The sequence below is a fragment of the Acidovorax benzenivorans genome, from assembly GCF_028680575.1.
Taxonomy (GTDB): Bacteria; Pseudomonadota; Gammaproteobacteria; order Burkholderiales; family Burkholderiaceae_C; genus Acidovorax; species Acidovorax benzenivorans.
The window spans coordinates 424540-442913 of the sequence record NZ_JAPCKI010000004.1 but is presented as its reverse complement, the minus strand read 5'-3'; the positions used below and the strand labels follow the sequence as shown (position 1 = coordinate 442913).

13 protein-coding genes and 2 tRNA genes are annotated in these 18374 nt (G+C 64.6%); 6 read left to right on the top strand and 9 right to left on the bottom strand.

The window, feature by feature from the left end:
* The first annotated feature begins 43 nt into the window (after nt 1-43).
* The 3 genes from OIN59_RS10175 to OIN59_RS10165 all read left to right on the top strand — a co-directional run bounded on the left by OIN59_RS10175 (nt 44) and on the right by OIN59_RS10165 (nt 2480).
* Nucleotides 44-1972, top strand: coding sequence for a SurA N-terminal domain-containing protein (locus OIN59_RS10175; protein ID WP_274109816.1), 1929 nt, complete (start codon nt 44-46; stop codon nt 1970-1972).
* Between the two features lie 49 nt (nt 1973-2021).
* A tRNA-His gene (locus OIN59_RS10170) sits at nt 2022-2097 on the top strand.
* A 179-nt stretch (nt 2098-2276) separates the two neighbouring features.
* Entirely contained in the window at nt 2277-2480 is a 204-nt protein-coding gene (locus OIN59_RS10165; protein ID WP_274109814.1) for a hypothetical protein, read from the top strand.
* 130 nt (nt 2481-2610) lie between these two features.
* Here OIN59_RS10165 and OIN59_RS10160 read toward each other — a convergent pair.
* Nucleotides 2611-2687, bottom strand: a tRNA-Arg gene (locus tag OIN59_RS10160).
* A gap of 194 nt (nt 2688-2881) precedes the next feature.
* Here OIN59_RS10160 and ybaL point away from each other — a divergent pair.
* Nucleotides 2882-4621: a YbaL family putative K(+) efflux transporter gene (gene ybaL / locus OIN59_RS10155; protein ID WP_274109812.1), complete on the top strand. Its 1740-nt coding sequence runs from the start codon at nt 2882-2884 to the stop codon at nt 4619-4621.
* 191 nt (nt 4622-4812) lie between these two features.
* Here the strand turns inward: ybaL and OIN59_RS10150 are convergent, their stop codons facing one another.
* The 4 genes from OIN59_RS10150 to OIN59_RS10135 form a co-directional block, all read right to left on the bottom strand.
* The gene (locus OIN59_RS10150; RefSeq protein ID WP_274109810.1) at nt 4813-6687 is read right to left on the bottom strand and encodes a M14 family metallopeptidase; all 1875 of its coding nucleotides are present in this window, start codon (nt 6685-6687) and stop codon (nt 4813-4815) included.
* A gap of 138 nt (nt 6688-6825) precedes the next feature.
* Entirely contained in the window at nt 6826-7914 is a 1089-nt protein-coding gene (locus OIN59_RS10145) for an endonuclease/exonuclease/phosphatase family protein (protein ID WP_274109808.1), read from the bottom strand.
* Between the two features lie 49 nt (nt 7915-7963).
* Nucleotides 7964-8446 (bottom strand): Rossmann-fold NAD(P)-binding domain-containing protein, encoded by a 483-nt coding sequence (locus OIN59_RS10140; protein WP_328517978.1) that lies wholly within the window; start codon nt 8444-8446, stop codon nt 7964-7966.
* 133 nt (nt 8447-8579) lie between these two features.
* Nucleotides 8580-10373: a DEAD/DEAH box helicase gene (locus OIN59_RS10135; RefSeq protein WP_274109804.1), complete on the bottom strand. Its 1794-nt coding sequence runs from the start codon at nt 10371-10373 to the stop codon at nt 8580-8582.
* A gap of 243 nt (nt 10374-10616) precedes the next feature.
* On the opposite strand from OIN59_RS10135, the gene ettA reads away from it, so the two are divergent.
* Together ettA and OIN59_RS10125 are read left to right on the top strand one after the other, a co-directional pair.
* On the top strand, nt 10617-12278 hold the full coding sequence (gene ettA / locus OIN59_RS10130; RefSeq protein ID WP_274109802.1) for an energy-dependent translational throttle protein EttA: 1662 nt from the start codon (nt 10617-10619) through the stop codon (nt 12276-12278).
* A gap of 60 nt (nt 12279-12338) precedes the next feature.
* A complete protein-coding gene (locus OIN59_RS10125; RefSeq protein ID WP_274109909.1) occupies nt 12339-14858 on the top strand; it encodes a DUF1631 family protein in 2520 nt (839 codons plus the stop codon).
* A gap of 69 nt (nt 14859-14927) precedes the next feature.
* Here the strand turns inward: OIN59_RS10125 and OIN59_RS10120 are convergent, their stop codons facing one another.
* The 4 genes from OIN59_RS10120 to OIN59_RS10105 all read right to left on the bottom strand — a co-directional run bounded on the left by OIN59_RS10120 (nt 14928) and on the right by OIN59_RS10105 (nt 18373).
* Nucleotides 14928-16334, bottom strand: coding sequence for a TAXI family TRAP transporter solute-binding subunit (locus OIN59_RS10120; protein ID WP_274109800.1), 1407 nt, complete (start codon nt 16332-16334; stop codon nt 14928-14930).
* 64 nt (nt 16335-16398) lie between these two features.
* Nucleotides 16399-17406 (bottom strand): P1 family peptidase, encoded by a 1008-nt coding sequence (locus OIN59_RS10115; RefSeq protein WP_274109798.1) that lies wholly within the window; start codon nt 17404-17406, stop codon nt 16399-16401.
* Nucleotides 17407-17471: 65 nt separating this feature from the next.
* Nucleotides 17472-17840 (bottom strand): copper-binding protein, encoded by a 369-nt coding sequence (locus OIN59_RS10110; protein ID WP_274109796.1) that lies wholly within the window; start codon nt 17838-17840, stop codon nt 17472-17474.
* Nucleotides 17837-18373, bottom strand: a complete 537-nt coding sequence (locus tag OIN59_RS10105; protein WP_274109794.1) for a DUF411 domain-containing protein — start codon at nt 18371-18373, stop codon at nt 17837-17839. The genes OIN59_RS10110 and OIN59_RS10105 overlap by 4 nt, the downstream gene beginning before the upstream one ends.
* Nucleotide 18374: the final 1 nt, after the last annotated feature.

Genomic DNA, 18374 nt, shown 5'->3' with positions numbered 1-18374 from the left:
ACGCAAGTTCGCCTTTTGTTTTTTGCCTTCTGAAAGATCGACCATGTTTGAATCCATCCGCAAGCACTCCAAGATCGTGATGATCTTCTTGTTCTTGCTGATCATTCCTTCGTTTGTGCTGGTGGGCATCGACAGCAACTACTTCTCTGAAAAGAGTCCTGTGGTGGCCCGTGTCGATGGCAACAATATCAAGCAGACAGACTGGGACAATGCGCATCGCATGGAGACAGACCGCATTCGCGCCCAGTCTCCCTCGGTCGATCCCAAGTTGCTGGACTCGCCCAGTGCCCGCTATGCCACGCTGGAGCGCCTGGTACGTGACCGAGTGCTGGCGGCTGCCGCGCAAAAGATGCATCTTGTGACCAGCGATGCGCGCCTGGCCCGCAGCCTGCAGGAGATTCCCGCGATTGCCGGACTCAAGCGCCCGGACGGTACGTTGGACGCCGATGCCTACCGTTCCCTGGTCGCTGCACAAGGCCTGACGCCCGAAGGTTTTGAAGCCAATGTGCGCCGCGACATCTCGGTGAACCAGGTGATGGGTGGTGTGATGAGCACCGCGTTTGGCTCCGATGCACAGGTCAAGCTCGCGCTCGACGCGTTGTACGAGCGCCGCGAGATCCAGGTGGCCCGTTTCAACGCTGCTGACTTCGCCAACAAAGTCACCCCTGCGGATGCGGACCTGGAGGCCTACTACAAGGCCCATCCTGCCCAGTTCCAGCAGCTGGAACAAGCGGCCATCGAATACTTGGTGCTGGACCTCGACAGCGTGCGGGCGTCCATCACCCTGGGTGAAGACGACCTGCGTACTTACTACAAAGAGAACGTGGCTCGCATGACGGCGAAGGAAGAGCGCCGCGCCAGCCACATCCTGGTGAACGCTCCCAAGGATGCATCCGCTGCAGACCGCGAGAAGGCCAAGGCCCGTGCCACTGAACTGCTGGCCCAAGTGCGCAAGACTCCCGGCAGCTTTGCTGATGTGGCCAAGAAATCCTCTGACGACAAGGGCTCGGCCGTTGCGGGCGGAGACCTCAACTTCTTTGCCCGGGGTGCCATGGTCAAGCCATTTGAAGAAGCTGCTTTTGCGCTGAAAAAGGGCGAAATCAGTGACTTGGCGGAAACCGAGTTTGGTTATCACATCATCCAGCTCACTGACATCAAGACACCCCGCCAGCCCACGTTTGAAGAACTGCGCCCCACTATGGAGGCCGAACTCAAGCAGCAGCAGGCCCAGCGTAAATTTGCCGAGGTGGCAGAGTCTTTCACCAACGGTGTGTATGAGCAGGCAGACAGCCTCCAGCCCGTGGCCGACAAGCTCAAGCTCAAGATCCAAACCGCCAAGGGCGTGACTCGGACCCCCGCTGCAGGTGCCAAGGGGCCTTTGGTCAATGCCAAGTTCCTCGAAGCACTTTTTGCCACCGACTCGCTGCAGAATAAGCGCAACACCGAGGCCGTGGAAGTAGGCCCCAGCCAGATGGCCGCTGGCCGTGTGACCGCCTACACCCCCGCGCTCACGCTACCCTATGACGAAGTGAAGGCCCGTGTTCGCACTTTGTATGTGGCAGAAAAATCTGCCGAACTGGCTCGCAAGGAAGGCGAGGCTAAACTCGCTGCGTGGAAGGCCGCTCCGTCGTCCGCCACAGGCCTGGCCGCAGCCACGGAAGTATCCCGCGAACAGACCCAAAACCTGCCGCGCGCGCTGATTGATGCAGCTCTGAGGGCTCCCACCGAAGCGTTGCCCGGCTGGACCGGTGTGGATCTGGGGACTGCTGGTTATGCTGTGGTCAAGGTCAACCGTGTCGTGCCACGCCAGGCTCCGGATGCACAGCGTGCGCAGCAGGAACGTCAGCAATACGTGCAATGGCTGGCGACTGCCGAGGGTCTGGCTTACTATGAACTGCTCAAGCAGCGCTTCAAGGTGCAGATCAAGGCACCACGTCCCGAAGCCGTGCCAGCAGTGACTGCAGAAAATTAAGCGATTTGATGCCTGGGGGCAAAATCCCAGGCTATAATACAAAGCTACGGTGGCTGTAGCTCAGTTGGTAGAGTCCAGGATTGTGATTCCTGTTGTCGTGGGTTCGAGCCCCATCAGCCACCCCAAAAATAGCAAAGCGCCGCAACAGAAATGTTGCGGCGCTTTTTGCTTTGGCGTGCTGTCTTGCGTTTGCCCTTGTGCTGCATTGCGCCTCAAAGGGGTCTTTCTCAATCAATGCTCCACCTGCTGCGCATCACCGCTCCGCACGGCGCATACTGCACGCTCCACCTTTCGGGAGTTTCTGATGAGCCTTGTGATTCGCGACGCGTCGCCCAGTGAAAAGCGCGGCAACGCCATGTCTGCGGCCTTGGCCAAGGAGCAACTGCAATACGCGGTTCAGATCGTGCGTGACGTGCTACCGCAAAGTGCAGCGGATGCAGCACTGATCGGTGCCGTGGTGCAGGCCATTGCCATGAATTACGCCGCTGTACCGCAGCCGAACCGTTAGTGACTGTGCGTGAGTTGGTGCATGGGGCACCCGCCACCCATGCCAGCGCGCATTGTCAGCGCTATTCCACTCCCGTGAGAATGGTTGGGTTTGTGTGAATGCGGAGACTGAAAGCTGCCAGCCATGCGGCTGGCCTGCCCGGAGGGACTCGAACCCCCGACCTATAGCTTAGAAGGCTATTGCTCTATCCAGTTGAGCTACGGGCAGATTGGTGTTGGGCGACTGTGGAGTCGCCTAGCTTGCGGAGTGTCCGCAACTGCGTGATGCAGGGCGCCAATCATACCCGTCTTGACCATCGCCCTTGGCAGGGTCGCCGCGTCGATTTTGTGCCCGGAATGGCGATCCGGTTATAACCGCGTCATCACCCTTTGTTGCCCGCAGCCTCACTGGAGTATCTGCCCATGCCACACAGCGTTACGCTGATCCACACCGTTGCCGCTGCCTTGGGCCTGGCATTGGTGTTGGGCTTTCTGGCTGCCCGTCTACGGTTGCCAGCGTTGGTGGGGTATCTGCTGGCGGGGGTGGCCATTGGCCCGTTCACGCCTGGCTTTGTCGCAGATGCGGCTTTGGCCAGCCAACTGGCGGAGATCGGCGTGATGTTGCTGATGTTTGGCGTGGGCCTGCATTTTTCATGGGGCGATCTGCTGGCGGTGCGCAAGATTGCCGTGCCTGGTGCGGTGGCGCAGATGATCGTCGCGACATCGCTGGGCATGGCGTTGGCCATGTGGTGGGGCTGGGGTGTGGGTGGTGCCCTCGTATTTGGCCTGGCGCTGTCGGTGGCCAGCACGGTGGTGCTGTTGCGTGCGCTGGAGTCATTGGGCATTTTGGACAGCTACACCGGGCGTATTGCCGTTGGCTGGCTGGTGGTGGAGGACCTGGCCATGGTGCTGGTGTTGGTACTGTTGCCGCCGCTGGGGGGATGGCTGGGAGGTGGTGCTGGGGCTGCGTTGGACGCAGCGCAGCTGTGGCGTACGCTGGGCTGGACCTTGCTGCAGGTGGGCGGATTTGTGGCGCTGATGCTGCTGGTTGGGCGCAGGCTGTTTCCCTGGCTGTTGTGGCAGGTGGCGCGTACGGGATCGCGTGAGCTGTTCACGCTGTGCGTGGTGGCCGCAGCGGTGGGTATTGCGTTCGGATCGGCCGCGCTGTTTGGAGTGTCGTTTGCACTCGGGGCTTTTTTTGCAGGCATGGTGATGCGCGAGTCCGAGTTCAGCCACCGCGCTGCGCATGAGTCGCTGCCTCTGCGCGATGCTTTTGCCGTGCTGTTTTTTGTGTCGGTCGGCATGCTCTTCAACCCTGCGGTCTTGTGGGAGCGCCCGCTGCAGGTGCTGGCGGTGGTCGCCATCATCATGCTGGGCAAGACGGTGGCCGCTGCGGGCCTGGTGCTGGCGTTCCGCTATCCGCTCAACACGGCGCTCACCGTTTCGGCCAGCCTGGCGCAGATTGGTGAGTTCTCGTTCATTTTGGTCGCACTGGGGTCTTCGCTGGGGCTGTTGCCGCCGGAGGGGGCCAGCCTGGTGCTGGCGGGCGCTCTGTTCTCCATGGCACTCAACCCGTTGTTGTTCCGCGCCATCGCCCCGTTGCAGGACTGGCTGCGTGCCAGGTCGGCGCTTGCACGGCGGCTGGAGCAGCGTGATGACCCTTTGGCCGAACTGCCAACGAGCACGGATTCGCGTTACCTCGCGCGGCAGGTGGTGCTGGTGGGGTATGGCCGGGTGGGGCGGCGTGTGGCGGCGACGCTGACGGCCAACGATATTCCGTTTGTGGTGGCGGAGCAGAACCGTGAACTGGTGGAAGCCTTGCGGGCCGATGGCGTGGCCGCTGTGTTTGGTGATGCTGTGGAGCCTGCCGTACTGATCCAGGCCCACATCGCGCGGGCCGCCATGCTGGTGGTTGCCACCCCGGACGCGTTGCAGGTCCGCCAGATGATCGAGACAGCGCAAACCCTGAACCCAGGCATCGACATCGTGGTGCGTAGCCACAACGAGGATGAGGCCCAGCGGCTGGTGCAGGAATGCAGCCATGCCGTGGTGTTTCTGGCAGAAGAAGCCCTGGCCCAGGCGATGTCACGCCATGTGCTGGAGCGCGCGAGGGATCGCCAGGCGCGTGCCTCCCGGCCCGCACCCCTGCATGGGGTGGCATGATTTGAAGGAAATCGGCCAGCTGCGCCAGAAGAATATGCCTGAATAGCTATCTAATTGATAGCAATCTGGCGTCCGCAGTTGCTAGCGCGTTGCCCATTCTGGGTGGCGTACACACGTGGTGTCTCACCTGGCCCATTAGGGGGGGCAAGCCCCACCCCCGTGCCATGCAGGGGTTTGCCGTAAGGCTTTGGTCAATCCGTTTCTTCAAACACCAGTGACGGCACGGCCATCACGCGTGCGCTCTGGCCCAGTTCCTGGATCAGGTGGTTGGCAAAATAGCTGTTCTGAGTGTCGGGCTCCAGCGCGGCCACGGCCAGGTTGGCACGCGGCTGGTTCAGGGGCACATAAAAACTGCCGACGGGTGCGTCGATGGCGCTGCGCACGGCCGACACCTGCACGCGTACGATGTCGCCACTGCCAGCAATGGTGCCGATCACGTCCTGGCGGTTGCCGGTTTCGCGCGCGGTTTCGCGGTAGCTCTCGGCCAGGACAGAGCCGGGCTCTGCCACCCGCATGACCTGGATGCCCAACTGGCGCAGGCGTTCCACTGCACTGCTGGCGTCTGCCGACAGCCAATAGCCGCAGGGCCGCGCACGTACCTTGGTGTTGCGCAGCGTCAGCGATGAGTTCCAGTCCACGCGAATGCTGCGGTCAGCGCCGGTCTCGGGGTCCAGAAAATCCAGATCTCGCTGGGTGGGGGTGGCCTCGGCTTCGATCACCACCTGGTCGCGGCAGGCCAGGGCACTCACGTCACGGGCCACGAACGAGCGGACCTGCTCCAGGTTGGCCGCCCGCTCGGCGGTGGTGCGCAGGGCGCTGGTGATGGCCGTGACCTGCGCATGCACGCGGCGCTGGATGTGCATGCGGCCAATGCCAACGCCCCGCGTCTCGATCAGCAGGCTGACGGTGTTCTTGAGGCCATGCACGTTGCGCCCCGTGTCGGGCTGCGTGCCGCCCATGGAGATGCGCTTGTCCTGCAGGTTGGTGGAGGTGGTGTAGTACCAGTCACTCGTCAGACCCTGGGCCTTGAGGGCGGCCACCATGGGCTGGTGGAACCATTCTTGTGAGGCCTTGGTGAGGAACTCCGGGTAGTTGGCGGTGGTGGTGTATTGCAGCAGGGCGTCGTAGCGTTGGATGGCATTGAACTTCTGCAGGTATCGGCCCACCACGGTGTATTCATGGGCGTCCACGACGAGGACGGGGCGGTAGTCGTTGATGACCTGCGCCAGGGCACGGGCCTCGGGGGTGTTGAGCAGCAGGTGGTCGCGGTTCATGTCCACGCCGTTGGCTGTGACACGGGTGCCTACCTCTGCGCCATCGGGGTTGGCACGGGGCACCACCACCACGTTGATGCGGTCCAGAAGGGGTTCGAGCAGGCCTTGGGTCAGTTCGCGGCTGATGACCAGCAGTGCCTCGCTGCCTGCGGGCTCGTTGCCATGCTGTTGCCCGATCAGCACGACCGTCGGGCGCCCACTCTTGTCCAGGCTGGCTGGGTCTGTGCCTGCGGCACGGGTGAGCAGCAGGCCCTGGATGGGCTCGCCGCTTTGCGCGGTGCCGATCTGCAGCAACTGGGTGCGTGTGCCGCCGCGGGGCACGCCGTCGCTCAGTCCGCGCAGCCATTGGCCCAGCTCGACATTGGTGGTGAAGGCCCTGCGGTCGGCACCCAGGCCGGGTGTGCTGTAGACCAAAGAGGGGTTGGGGAACCGCGCGGCCACCACATCGCCATAGGGCGGAGCCATGGGCGCTTCGTCGCGAACCAAGAGCGGTGCGGACGGAGGGAGGGGACTGGCCACCACGGCGGCCCGTTGTGGCGGCAGCTGCGACGGCGTCTGCTGTCCCAGCGGTGCGGGCACCACCGTACCTTGTTGTACGCGCGGCAGCGGCGCGGGGGCGCTGCGCTGCTGGGCTGTAGGATTGGATGGCCAAGGGGGCAGCGGTGTGCTGCCGCAGGCTGTCAGCAGCAGCGCTGCCAGCGTGGCCGGGGCGGCCCAGCGCGTTATCTGTAGTACAGGACGAGAAAGCTGGGCGGCATCTGCGCTGCGGCGCTGGAAATTGTGCTGGGTCATGGTGTGGGCTGCCAAGGAGTGCCCCTGGCGTGGGGCGAGTGGGGCGCTTTGTGCGTGGATGTTACCTGCGCGCACCCGCCTCTCCTTGTCAGCGTACATCCCGTTGCAAACACGTGGCGCCGTGGGCTGGCACCGTGATCAGCGAGGGATGTCGCTGGGTGCGATGGCTGCGGTGGACGGTGGCGACACGGTCTGGGCCGGAGGCGAACTGGGCAGTTTCAGGCGCAGTAGGGCGCGCACAAACCCGTGGTCCGAGCGCGTGCGGTCCCGTCCCTCATGCAAGTGGTCGTTGAAATAATCCACCCGGCGCACATCGCCCACGCTGTTGCGGCCACTGGGCAGGAACTCTTCGCTGACCAGGATCTGGTCCAGTACATAGGGCGCGCCCTGGTGGATGTGCGAGTAGGCCACGTCCTTTTTCAGGGCGGCCTCACCCTGCAGGTCATAGGCATTGAACAGGGCCACATCACGGGCTGACCGGTCGTAGGCAATCTCGGTGGTGGCGCAGATCAGCTGCGTGGTGACGCTGTCGGGGGTGTCGTTGAAGTCGCCCAGCACCACCAGGGGCACGCTGGTGCGGTGCAGCAGGTCGATCACCAGACACCGCAGTGCCATGGCCTCAGCGCCGCGCATGATCAGCGAGCGCAGCGACGCCAGTGCCACCACTTTGCGGTCGTCGCGGTCCTCGGTGGGGCGGCCCAGCGCATCCTGCAGAAACTTGGGACGCTTGGATTTCAGGTGGGCAGTGAGGACGTTGATGGCTTGACCATGCTTCATCCTCAACGTGGCTACGAGGGGTGGGCGCTCGAAGTGCGTGTGAAGGCCCAAGCCCGGCACGTCCACCTGAAAACCCAGGGGGAAGTCGGCAAAGGATTCCAATGCCTCGACCTTGAGCCGCGTGGCCAGGCCCACACGGGGCGTGCCTTGCGCGCCCTGTTGGGTGTCGTTGTTCTCGGCCCCAGGCACGGCGACAAAGTCGTAGCGCAAGCCACCCCGACCCAGTGCCCCTTTGAAGGCCGCATCGTCCCAGACCTCCTGCACTGCCAGCACATCGGCGTTCAGTGTCCGAAAGCGCTCGCCCAGCCAGGTGATCTTGCGTTCAAACTCGGTCTGGCTGTAAGGGTCCTGGTTCTCGTAGAACAGCCGTCCCGGGTTGGCCAGATTGAGCACATTGCAGGTGGCCACCATCAGGGTGTCCAGCGGCTGGGGGAGTTCGTTGGGGCGCATGAAGGGCGGGCAGCGTCGGCAAGGTCTCGAAAGGGGCTGCAGCCCCGTATCAACCGGCCTGCAGCGCGCGGCCGGACAGCACTTGCAGCCCGGGTCGGCCCGACTGTACGGCATGGACCAGCGCACGGGCTACTTCCGCCCCTGGACGGGCACGGTAGTTGGCGGGCAGGATCGGGTTCAACCACTGAAAGAGCTTGAGCGACAGGGACTCTGCGGGCCGGTGGGCCTGCTGCAGCGCCCGGCGTTCGCCCATCAGCAGGGAAGGGCGCGCGATGACCAGCGTCTCAAAACCCAGCTGCTGCAGGTCGCGCTCTACCTCGCCTTTGATGCGGTTGTAAAAAATGCGCGACTGCGCGTTGGCCCCCATGGCGGTCACCACACCGCAGCGGGTGGCGCCCGCTGCGCGTGCCGCGCGGGCCGTAGCCATCACGGCGTCGTAGTCCACCGCGCGGAAAGCGCTTTGGCTGCCGGCTGCTGCCATGGTGGTGCCAAGGGTGATGTAGACATCATCCACCCGCGGCAAAGCGGGCATCGCCGCAAAATCCACCGCGTGCAGTTGCAAGCGGGGATGGTTCAACGCGGGTGCTCGCCGCCCCTTGGCGTGCAGCACATGGATGCTGGCGCCCGCTGCGTCCGTTGTGTTGGCAGGGGGCGATTTGTGCGTGTCAGCGGTTAAAAGAGCCGCGAGGACCGCCTGGCCCACGAGGCCCGTTGCCCCGGCCACCACCGCCACCCGCGCCTGATCCGCCGCCATAGCCGCCACCTCCAGAGTTGCGATAACCACCACCACCGCCACCACCACGGCGGCCGCGTTCAGCCATGCTGTCCACACTGGTACGCATGGGGTCGGGCTGACCGCCTGCCCCATTGCCCGAACTGCGGTGGCCCGGATTGCTGTGACCCAGGTGGGTGCCCAGGTGCGCATTGGCGCGAGGAGGCTGTGCGTCATCGTAGCGATGACCTCCGCCGCCGCCCTCGGGGCGCGGGCCCCGACCGCGTGCTGGAGCCTGGGGTGCGCCGTCACGTGCACCACCCCGACCACCACCCTGGCCGCCCCGGCCGCCGGTGGCCGGGCCTTGCGCGTTGCGCGGAGCACCACCACCGGAGCGGCCACCGCCGCCACCGTTGCCCGCACGGGGGCCGCGCTCACCACCTTGGCCGCCGCCTTGGCCCGCCTTGTTGGTGCGGATGCGCTCCATCATTTCGCTGCGAGCAGCCTTTGCGGCCGCCTGCATCACATCACGGCTCGGGGGCTTGCCTGCGCCGCCCCAGATGGTCTGGCGGCCCATGGCGATGGGCTCGGCCTTCTCGCCTGGCTCAGGGCCAAAGCCTTCGATGACCTGCACGGGAATCTGCTGCTTGGTGAAGCGCTCGATGTCCATCATGAAGCCTTCTTCGTCCATGCAGACCAGGCTCACGGCTTCGCCCGTGGCGCCCGCGCGGCCCGTGCGGCCGATGCGGTGCACATAGTCTTCGGAGACGTTGGGAATTTCGTAGTTGACGACGTGCGGCAGGTCATCGATGTCGATGCCACGTGCGGCAATGTCGGTGGCCACCAGGGCGCGGATCTCGCCGCTCTTGAAGCCCGCCAAGGCCTGCGTGCGGGCGCTTTGGCTCTTGTTGCCGTGCAAGGCCATGGCCTGCACGCCGTTCTTGGTCAGGAACTCGGCCACGTTGTTGGCGCCGAATTTGGTGCGCGTGAACACCAGCACCTGGCTCCAGTTGTGTTGCTGGATGATGTGCAGCAGCACCTGCTTTTTCTTGCCACGGCCCACAGGGTGGATCACCTGCGAGATGCGTTGCACGGTGGTGTTGCTGGGCGTGACCTGGATGCTCTGGGGATTCTTGAGCAGGGTGTTGGCCAGGTCGCGGATTTCATCGCTGAAGGTCGCCGAAAACAGCAGGCTCTGCTTGTCCTTGGGCACCAGGGCCAGCACTTTCTTCACGTCGTGGATGAAGCCCATGTCCAGCATGCGGTCGGCTTCGTCAAGCACCAGAACCTGCACGGTGGACAGGTCCAGGAAGCCCTGTTGCTGCAGGTCCAACAGGCGGCCGGGGGTGGCCACCAGGATGTCTACGCCGCGCTTGATGCGGTCGATCTGCGGGTTCATGCCTACACCGCCGAAGACCACGGTGGAGTTGATGTCGAGGTACTTGCCGTATTCGCGCACGGACTCTTCGACCTGGGCCGCGAGTTCACGGGTGGGGGTCAGCACCAGGGCTCGAATGCCCTTGCCGCCAAACTTGTTCTTGGGCGCTGCGCCTTGCGAGAGGCGGTGCAGCATGGGCAGGGTGAACGCAGCGGTCTTGCCGGTGCCAGTCTGCGCGCCGGCCAGAAGGTCGTGGCCTTCCAGAACGGCGGGAATGGCCTGGGCCTGAATGGGCGTGGGGGTTTCATAGCCCGTTTCGTGCACGGCCTTCAGGATGGCAGGAGCCAGGTTCAGTTCGTCAAATGTCATGTCGTTGGATGCGCCCGTCCGGGGCGCTGGGTATCCGCCTGTCGTGCAACCGGGAGGTTGCTGAGCCAGTCTCAGGCTGATGAGGTTCAGGATTGGGAGCCCGGAAGTTGATGCTTCCTTCGTCCCCAGCAGTGTGCTGATGTGGCGGGCAACTGGAGCCCACAACGGGGGGTATTGTCGCATGGCCCGATAATCTCGGTTTGCACGCAGAATTTCTGCTCATTTTTGCAGGTTTGACACTCAATGGCCCAATACGTTTTTTCCATGAATCGCGTCGGCAAGATCGTGCCGCCCAAGCGGCAGATCTTGAAAGACATCTCCCTGAGTTTCTTCCCGGGCGCCAAGATTGGCGTACTGGGGACTAACGGTTCGGGCAAGTCCACGCTCCTGAAGATCATGGCGGGCATTGACAAGGAAATCGAAGGCGAAGCCATTCCCATGGCGGGTCTGAACATCGGCTATCTGCCCCAGGAACCCCAGTTGGACCCTACCCAGACCGTGCGCGAAAGCGTGGAAGCTGGCATGGGCAAGGTGTTCGCCGCCAAGGCGCGCCTCGAAGAGGTCTACACCGCCTACGGTGCTGAAGATGCCGACTTTGACGCTCTGGCAGCCGAGCAGGCCGAACTGGAAGCCATCATCGCTACGGCTGGCACCGACTCCGAGCATCAGCTTGAAATCGCCGCCGACGCGCTACGCCTGCCCCCGTGGGATGCCAACATCGGCGTGCTCTCCGGCGGTGAAAAGCGCCGCGTGGCGCTGTGCCGCCTGCTGCTGTCCAAGCCCGACATGCTGCTGCTCGACGAGCCTACCAACCACTTGGACGCCGAATCTGTGGACTGGCTGGAGCAGTTCCTGCAGCGCTACTCCGGCACCGTGGTGGCCATCACCCACGATCGCTACTTCCTGGACAACGCGGCCGAATGGATTCTGGAACTGGACCGTGGGTCCGGCATCCCGTACAAGGGCAATTACTCCGACTGGTTGACCCAAAAGGGCGCACGTCTGGAAGCCGAGCAAAAGGGTGAAGAAGCCCGCGCCAAGGCCCTGAAAAAGGAACTGGAATGGTCGCGGCAGAACCCCAAGGCCCGCCAGGCCAAGAGCAAGGCCCGTCTGGCCCGCTTTGAGGAACTGAGCGATTACGAATACCAGAAGCGCAACGAAACGAACGAAATCTTCATCCCGGTGGCGGACCGTTTGGGCAGCCAGGTGATCGAGTTCAAGAACGTCACCAAGTCGTTTGGCGACCGCGTGCTGATCGACAACCTGAGCTTCAACATTCCTGCAGGCGCCATCGTCGGCATCATCGGGCCCAACGGCGCCGGTAAGTCCACGCTGTTCAAGCTGATTGCGGGCAAGGAAAAGCCGGACGCGGGGGAGGTCGTTATCGGCTCCACCGTCAAGATGGCCTTTGTGGACCAGCACCGCGATGACTTGTCGAATGACAAGACCGTCTGGGAAGACGTATCGGGCGGGCTCGACATCCTGAATGTGGGCAAATTCCAGATGGCAAGCCGGGCCTACTGCGGTCGCTTCAACTTCAACGGCGGTGACCAGCAAAAGAAGGTTGGCATGCTCTCCGGGGGGGAACGCGGTCGTTTGCACCTGGCCAAGACCCTGATTGCGGGCGGCAACGTGCTGATGCTTGACGAGCCGTCCAACGATCTGGACGTGGAAACCTTGCGGGCTCTGGAAGACGCGCTGCTGGAATTTGCCGGCACCATGTTGGTAATCAGCCACGATCGCTGGTTCCTGGACCGGATCGCCACGCACATCCTGGCCGCCGAAGGTGACAGCCAGTGGACGTTTTTTGACGGCAATTACCAGGAGTACGAGGCCGACAAGAAGAAGCGCCTGGGTGAAGAAGGTGCAAAGCCCAAGCGGATGCGTTTCAAGGCCCTCAAATAAGGGCCGAGGTCAAGTAGGATTGCATCTGGAAACCTCTTGCCCGATTCCTCTTTCCCCACCATGTCCTTGCCCGCATCGCGTCTGAGAGTCGTTTTCCGCGCCTGCGTTGTCAACGCCGTTCGCGGGGGCGAGGCCCTGATGGGGCAGCTCGTCAAGGTTACCCAAGGGGCCTTGACCAGCGAGGAGTCGGCTAGCCGCAACATCCAGCAGCGCAATTTGCTCAGCGATGCGCTGCGCCTGCTCAATGAGCACGAGGCAGCGCTGGTCAAGGGCTACCCCATGGCCCTGCTGGAGATCTTTGCTGAAGGCCCCGCCTTGGCCAAGGGGCGCAACTCGGCCGACGACACCGGCATGGACTTTGGCGAGCTTTCGCTCATGGATGAAAGCGAAATGCAGGCGCAGGTGGAGCTGTCCAAGGCGCAGCAGTCTGCGCTGCATGCCACCGACGCTGTGCTGGCCGAACTCAACACCCTGGTGAGCGCTGCGCAGGGTTTGCGCAGCGTGCAACCTGAGCGCAACCCGTTGCGGCCCGAGAGCTACATCCGTGCGTTGCAGCAGGTGGTGGGCGAAACCGGCGTATCGGCCGAAGTCCGACAGCTGTGGATGCAGCACATGCGCGACTTGCTAGGCAAGCTGCTGGCCGAAGAATACAAAAAAACCGCCCAGAGCCTGCGCGAGCACGGTGTGCAGCCTGTGGGCTATGCCGTGCTGGGCACGCCTTCGGGTGGCGGTCGCGGCGCAGGCCCGGGCACCGGTTACGGTGGGTCCGGCTATGGCGGCCCGGGCACGGGGTATGGCGGCGGTTATTCGGGCTATGGCCCGTCGATGAACGCGCCCATGGGCGACTATGGCAACACGGGCTATGGGCGTGGCATGGGCCCTGGCACCGGCTGGAGCGGCGACTCCCAGCAGGGCGCCATGGTGCCGGTGGATGCCGCCGAAGAGGCGTTGCTCACGGTGGGTATCCTGCGCCAGATGCTGGCGGGCGGCGATCCGTTTGCCCCTCCTGTTTATGGCGCTGTGCCAGCGCAGGCGGTGGTCATGCCCGGCGGCGTGGGTCAGCCGGGCTGGGTGGATCCCCGCGCGGGCTCTGCCAGTGCTCAGTCGTCGCTGGCAGGGGGCTACTATCCTTCGGGTGCGACGGCCGAAGCCATTGAAGACATGGCCCAGCTGGAGCGTCTGGTGGGGCGGCTGGCCAGCGGAGGCACGGTCAGTCAGTCGGGTTCGTTGCCTGTGTCTGTGCCTATGGCGGGTTGGCGTGGGCCTGGCGTGGCACCGGTGGTCTATGCGGCCATGCCCATGGAGGCCGCTACCCAGTCCACCGCCATGGCGGTGGAAGTGGTGGGACGCATGATGGCCAACATCGCCCAGGACACCCGCTTGCTGCCCCCGGTGCAGCAGGCCGTCAAGAGCCTGGAGCCTGCGATCAAGCAGCTGGTGCACCACGATGGCCGGTTTTTTACCGACAGCAGTCATCCTGCGCGCCGCCTGCTTGACGAGCTCACGCAGCGCAGCCTGGCATTCACCGTCGAGACCGAGCCTGGCTTCAGCCGTTTCATGCGACTGGTGACCGAGGCGGTGGGCCACTTGTCTGCCCACGAGGTCAAGGACGCGGGGCCGTTCGACACTGTGCTCAAGGCGCTGCAGTCTGCGTGGGACACCCAGGAGCAGAAAATCAAGGCCCAGCAAGAGGCTGAGCAGAAAGCCAAATTGCAGGCCGAGCGGCGCGAGCTGCTGGCCGAAAAGATTGCCGCCGACATCCGCAAGCTGCCCGATGTGGAGCGGGTGCCAGCGGACGTACTGGATTTTGCGGCGGGCCCCTGGGCCGACGTGGTAGCGCTGGCGCAGGTGATGCGCAGCGATGACAGCCAGGACGATGACCCAAGCGGTTTTCTGGCGTTGGTTCCTGTGCTGCTGTGGACTGCGCAGCCCGACCTCACACGCCAGGAGACTGATCGGCTCAACGAGGCCATTCCTGGCTTGCTGGCCAAGCTGCGCAAGGGCCTCAAGACCATCAATTACCCTGCTGTGCAGACCAGTGCGTTCTTGCAGCGGCTGGTGGCGTTGCACCAGGCGGCGTTTGAAAAACCAGCGCTCGCCCCAGCGGCAGAGCCCGAAGTGGCGGCGGACGCGACAGAACTGCCTGATCCCTCCGAGGCGTCGCCCTCTGCACCGCAGGACAGTGCCCAAGCCCCGCTGGATGCCCCAGACCCCTACGCCGACTTTGTCATTGGGGCGTGGGTGGAGCTGGTAACCAACGGCCGGGTGGTGCGCACCCAGCTCACCTGGGCCAGCCCGCATGGCACCCTGTTCTTGTTCACTGCGCCTGACGCCAGCACCCAGTCCATGACCCGCCGGATGCGCGACAAGCTGGCGGCCGAAGGCTTGCTGCGGGTGGTACCCGCCCAGCCGCCCAAGCCCGCCAAGCCCCTGGCGCGCGCGTCGGGCTCGGCAGAAACGGGCGGAGCGGAGCGCAAATCGTCCGATGGCCGTTCGGGCTCAAGCTCCAGGATGGCGTCGCTGTCCAAGTCAGCACCCCTGGCCCCGTCTTCGGGTTCCAAGTCCTCTAAAAATCGCTGAGCGCAAAGAGGCGTAGACCGTTGGCGACCCTCCGAGGCTGCGGGCGGCCTTGTGCGGTGGGAGTGCCCGTCAACGTGCAGTTGCTGAGGCGCTCCCGGTGTCTGCCATCTCGCCGCCTGCGGTGCTCGGGTGCGCAGCTCCGTTACCGCCCTCAGAGGCTCGCAACAGCTTTTTGCGCACCAGGTGGATGTGGTTGCGCAGGGCATACAGTTCATCGGCATACGACAGGGGCACGCTCACCTTTTCGGCCTGGGCTTCCAGGCTGTCCAGGGTGCGCAGCAGGGTTGCGGGGTCACTTTTACCCGCTTCCAGGTCGCTTTCGATCTCGCGCAGGCGGCCATACCAGCGGAACACCCGCGACCGCACCCGGAACTGGTAGAGCGGCGGGACGATGCGCGACAGCGGCAGCATGATCGCCAGCAAGATGCCCAGAACCAGCCACATGCGTTCGATCAGGTTGGCCAGCCAGAACGGCAGGTAGCGCTGCAGCATGGGCACCGGCTCGTTCATGGCACGGTCGCCTTCCTTGGCAATCGGCAGTTCGCTGCCCCGTGTGTTGGGGAACTCGCGTGCCCGGTTGAACCAGCCTGCGCCGCTGTGCAGCTTTTGAGCGTTCTGGGCAAACAACGTGAGCAAGGCGGGGTGCGTGCCATCGCGCGCCAGCAGGGACGTGGTGGTTGCCACCAGCCGCACATCCCTGGTAGGCACGTTGGTTGCGAGGTCCACCACACCGCGCGGCAGCGTCACGGGGGTGAGAAATGGAAACCGCCGCGCATAGGCTTCGTGCTGAGCAAAATCCAGCAACTGCACGCCGGGCGTTTGCAGCAGCATCTGCACCATCAGCGATTCGGGCGCAGAGGCAAACACCAGGGCGTCGAGCTTGCCCGCCAAAAACTCCACCGTCGCGGGCGTCTGCTCCAGGCGCGACAGTTTGACCGTCCCGGGCTCCACCTTGTTGGCCTGCAGCAGCCGCTCCATCAGTGTGGGCACGCCGCTGCCCTCCGACCCTACGTTGACCCGCCAGCCGCGCAACTGCCGCAGGCCATCGAGTCGGGGTGCGTTGTGCATACGCTCTGCTGCGTCGGTGCGGTAGAACAGCCACAGCGGCTCTACAAACAGGCTGCCCAGCGATACCAGGTTGTCCCGGTCATCGGCCAGCAGCTCAGCCGTGCCTCCCTGGACAAAAGCCACATCGGCCTGCCCGTCGCGCAGCAGCTGCAGGTTGTGCGACGAGCCCTCGCTGGGCAGCAGCACCACATCAATGCCGTCGGCTGCCAGGGCCTTCTGGTAGCGCTTGCCAAACTCCTCGTAGGCGCTTTGGGCGGGGCCGGTGGCCAGGGTGACTGTCTTGGGTGGATTGGGGTTGAGCCACCAATAGGCCAGCACCAGCAGTCCGATCGCCAAAAAAGCAAGGGGACCGGCGGACACAATCAGATCGCGCAGGGTGAGAAAAGTGTTGCGAAAGGCCTGGGGCATGAAGGGGCTGGGATGGGGATGGTGGGAGAGATCGTGGGGCCCGCCCTGGCGGGGCGGGTGGGGTTCAGGGCAGGTCTGCGGCGCAGGGCAGGTACAACCCTTCGGCCGTGGTGATGGACCGCGCCGCCCGCGCCGCCCGCGCCGTGGCGATGGCCGTGGCCTCGGCCGCCATGGTGGCCAGCACCATCATGCCCAGGCTTTTGCCGGTGCGGCCTGTGCCCAGGCTAAAGAGGGTGTCGCCGTCCGACATGGTGTGCACGGGGTTGATGCTGCGGGCCAGGCCATCGTGCGCGGCCACGGCCAGGCGGTGGGCCTGCACTTTGGTGATGACCGCATCGGTCGCCACCACGCCGATGGTGGTATTGGTGCCCGCCAGCAGGGGCTGGGGCGGGTCGCCGCGCAGCAGGGCGCGGCGCGTGTCGCGCAAACGCAGGCCGTCGTCGGTGCGGGCACCGGCAATTACCTGGGCGGTGTCGGGGTCGATCACATCGCCCAGGGCATTGCAGGCAATGAGTGCGCCCACCGTGACGCCATCCACTGTGACGGAGGCGGTGCCGATGCCACCCTTCATCGCGCGCTGTATGCCAAAAATCTTGCCCAGCGCTGCCCCCGTGCCCGCGCCCACATTGCCTTCGGCCGGGTCGGCGGTGGATGCTGCATCGCACGCGGCGTAGCCCGCCGCAGCGTCGGGGCGGATGCGCATGTCGCCCACCAGCAGGTCAAACAGCACGGCGGCAGGCACGATGGGCAGGCGGCCCACGGCCACGTCAAAGCCGATGTCGCGCTCTTCGAGCCAGCGCACGGCGCCGGTGGCGGCATCCAGCCCCCAGGCGCTGCCCCCGGCCAGCATGATGGCGTGCACCTTGTCCACCAGGTTGGAGGGGTGGAGCAGGTCCGTCTCGCGCGTGCCGGGCGCTGCGCCCCGCACATCCACACCGGCCACGGCGCCCTCGCGGGTGATGATGACGGTGCAGCCCGTGGGGCGGCGGGTGTCGGTGAAGTGGCCCACCTCGATACCCGCCACGCGGGTGATGCTGCCAGCGTCGCCAGCCAGAACATGTTGAGAACTCATGGCCGGTGATTATGGTGCCCGGGCGGGTTTGCGGGGCTGTGTGAGCTCAACCTTCGGTGGGGCGGTCAGGGCGCCTTTTCGATCCGCGTGACTTGGTAGGTGCCGCTGGCTTTCTCTGCACGAAAGCGCACCTTGTCGCCGGGCTTCAGGTCGCCCACCACGCCCGCGTCCTGTACGCGGAACACCATGGTCATGGGCGGCATTTCCAGGTTCTTGATCTCGCCATGTTTCAAGGTGACGCGCAAGGTGCGCGGGTCCCAGCGGGTGATTTCACCCTCGCTCAGCTCTGCTGCTGGCTGCTCAGATGCGGCTGGCGCTGCCGCATGGTGACTGCTGTGGCTGTCGGAGGCTGCCGCAGCAGGGGCCTGCGCCATAGCGGGCCCTGCGCCCAGGAGGAGCAGGCTGGCGGCCAATGGGATGGAGAGGAACTTCATGTGGATGCCTTCTTGTTGTAGCTCTTGAAGATGCGCGTGCTGCCGTCGTGGGCGACCAACAGCACGTCGTACGGGTCGCGCCGCTCGCCGTACACGGTGCCGTCCATGCCTGGGGAGCCTACCGGCATACCGGGCACGGCCAGGCCCAGGGCCTTGGGTTTTTGTTGCAGCAGGGCGCGCACGTCGCTGGCAGGCACGTGGCCTTCGACGACGTAGCCGCCGACAAGGGCGGTATGGCACGAGCCCAGCTTTTGCGGCAGGCCCAGGCGTGCGCGCACGGCGTTGTTGCCGGTTGCGCGCACCGTCACGGCAAAACCATGGGATTGCATGTGGTCCACCCAGTCCTGGCAGCAGCCGCAATTCGGGTCTTTCCAGACCTCCAGCGGCGTGGGTGTGCTGGTGGCCGCTCGGGACAGACCTGGCAGGAACGCGAGGGCCACCCCCGCCCCCAGCAACGGAAGGGTGGTGGCGAGCCATTGGCGGCGGGCCGGGCTGGCTGTGGCGGATGTGGAGCGATGGCGTACGGTGGTCATG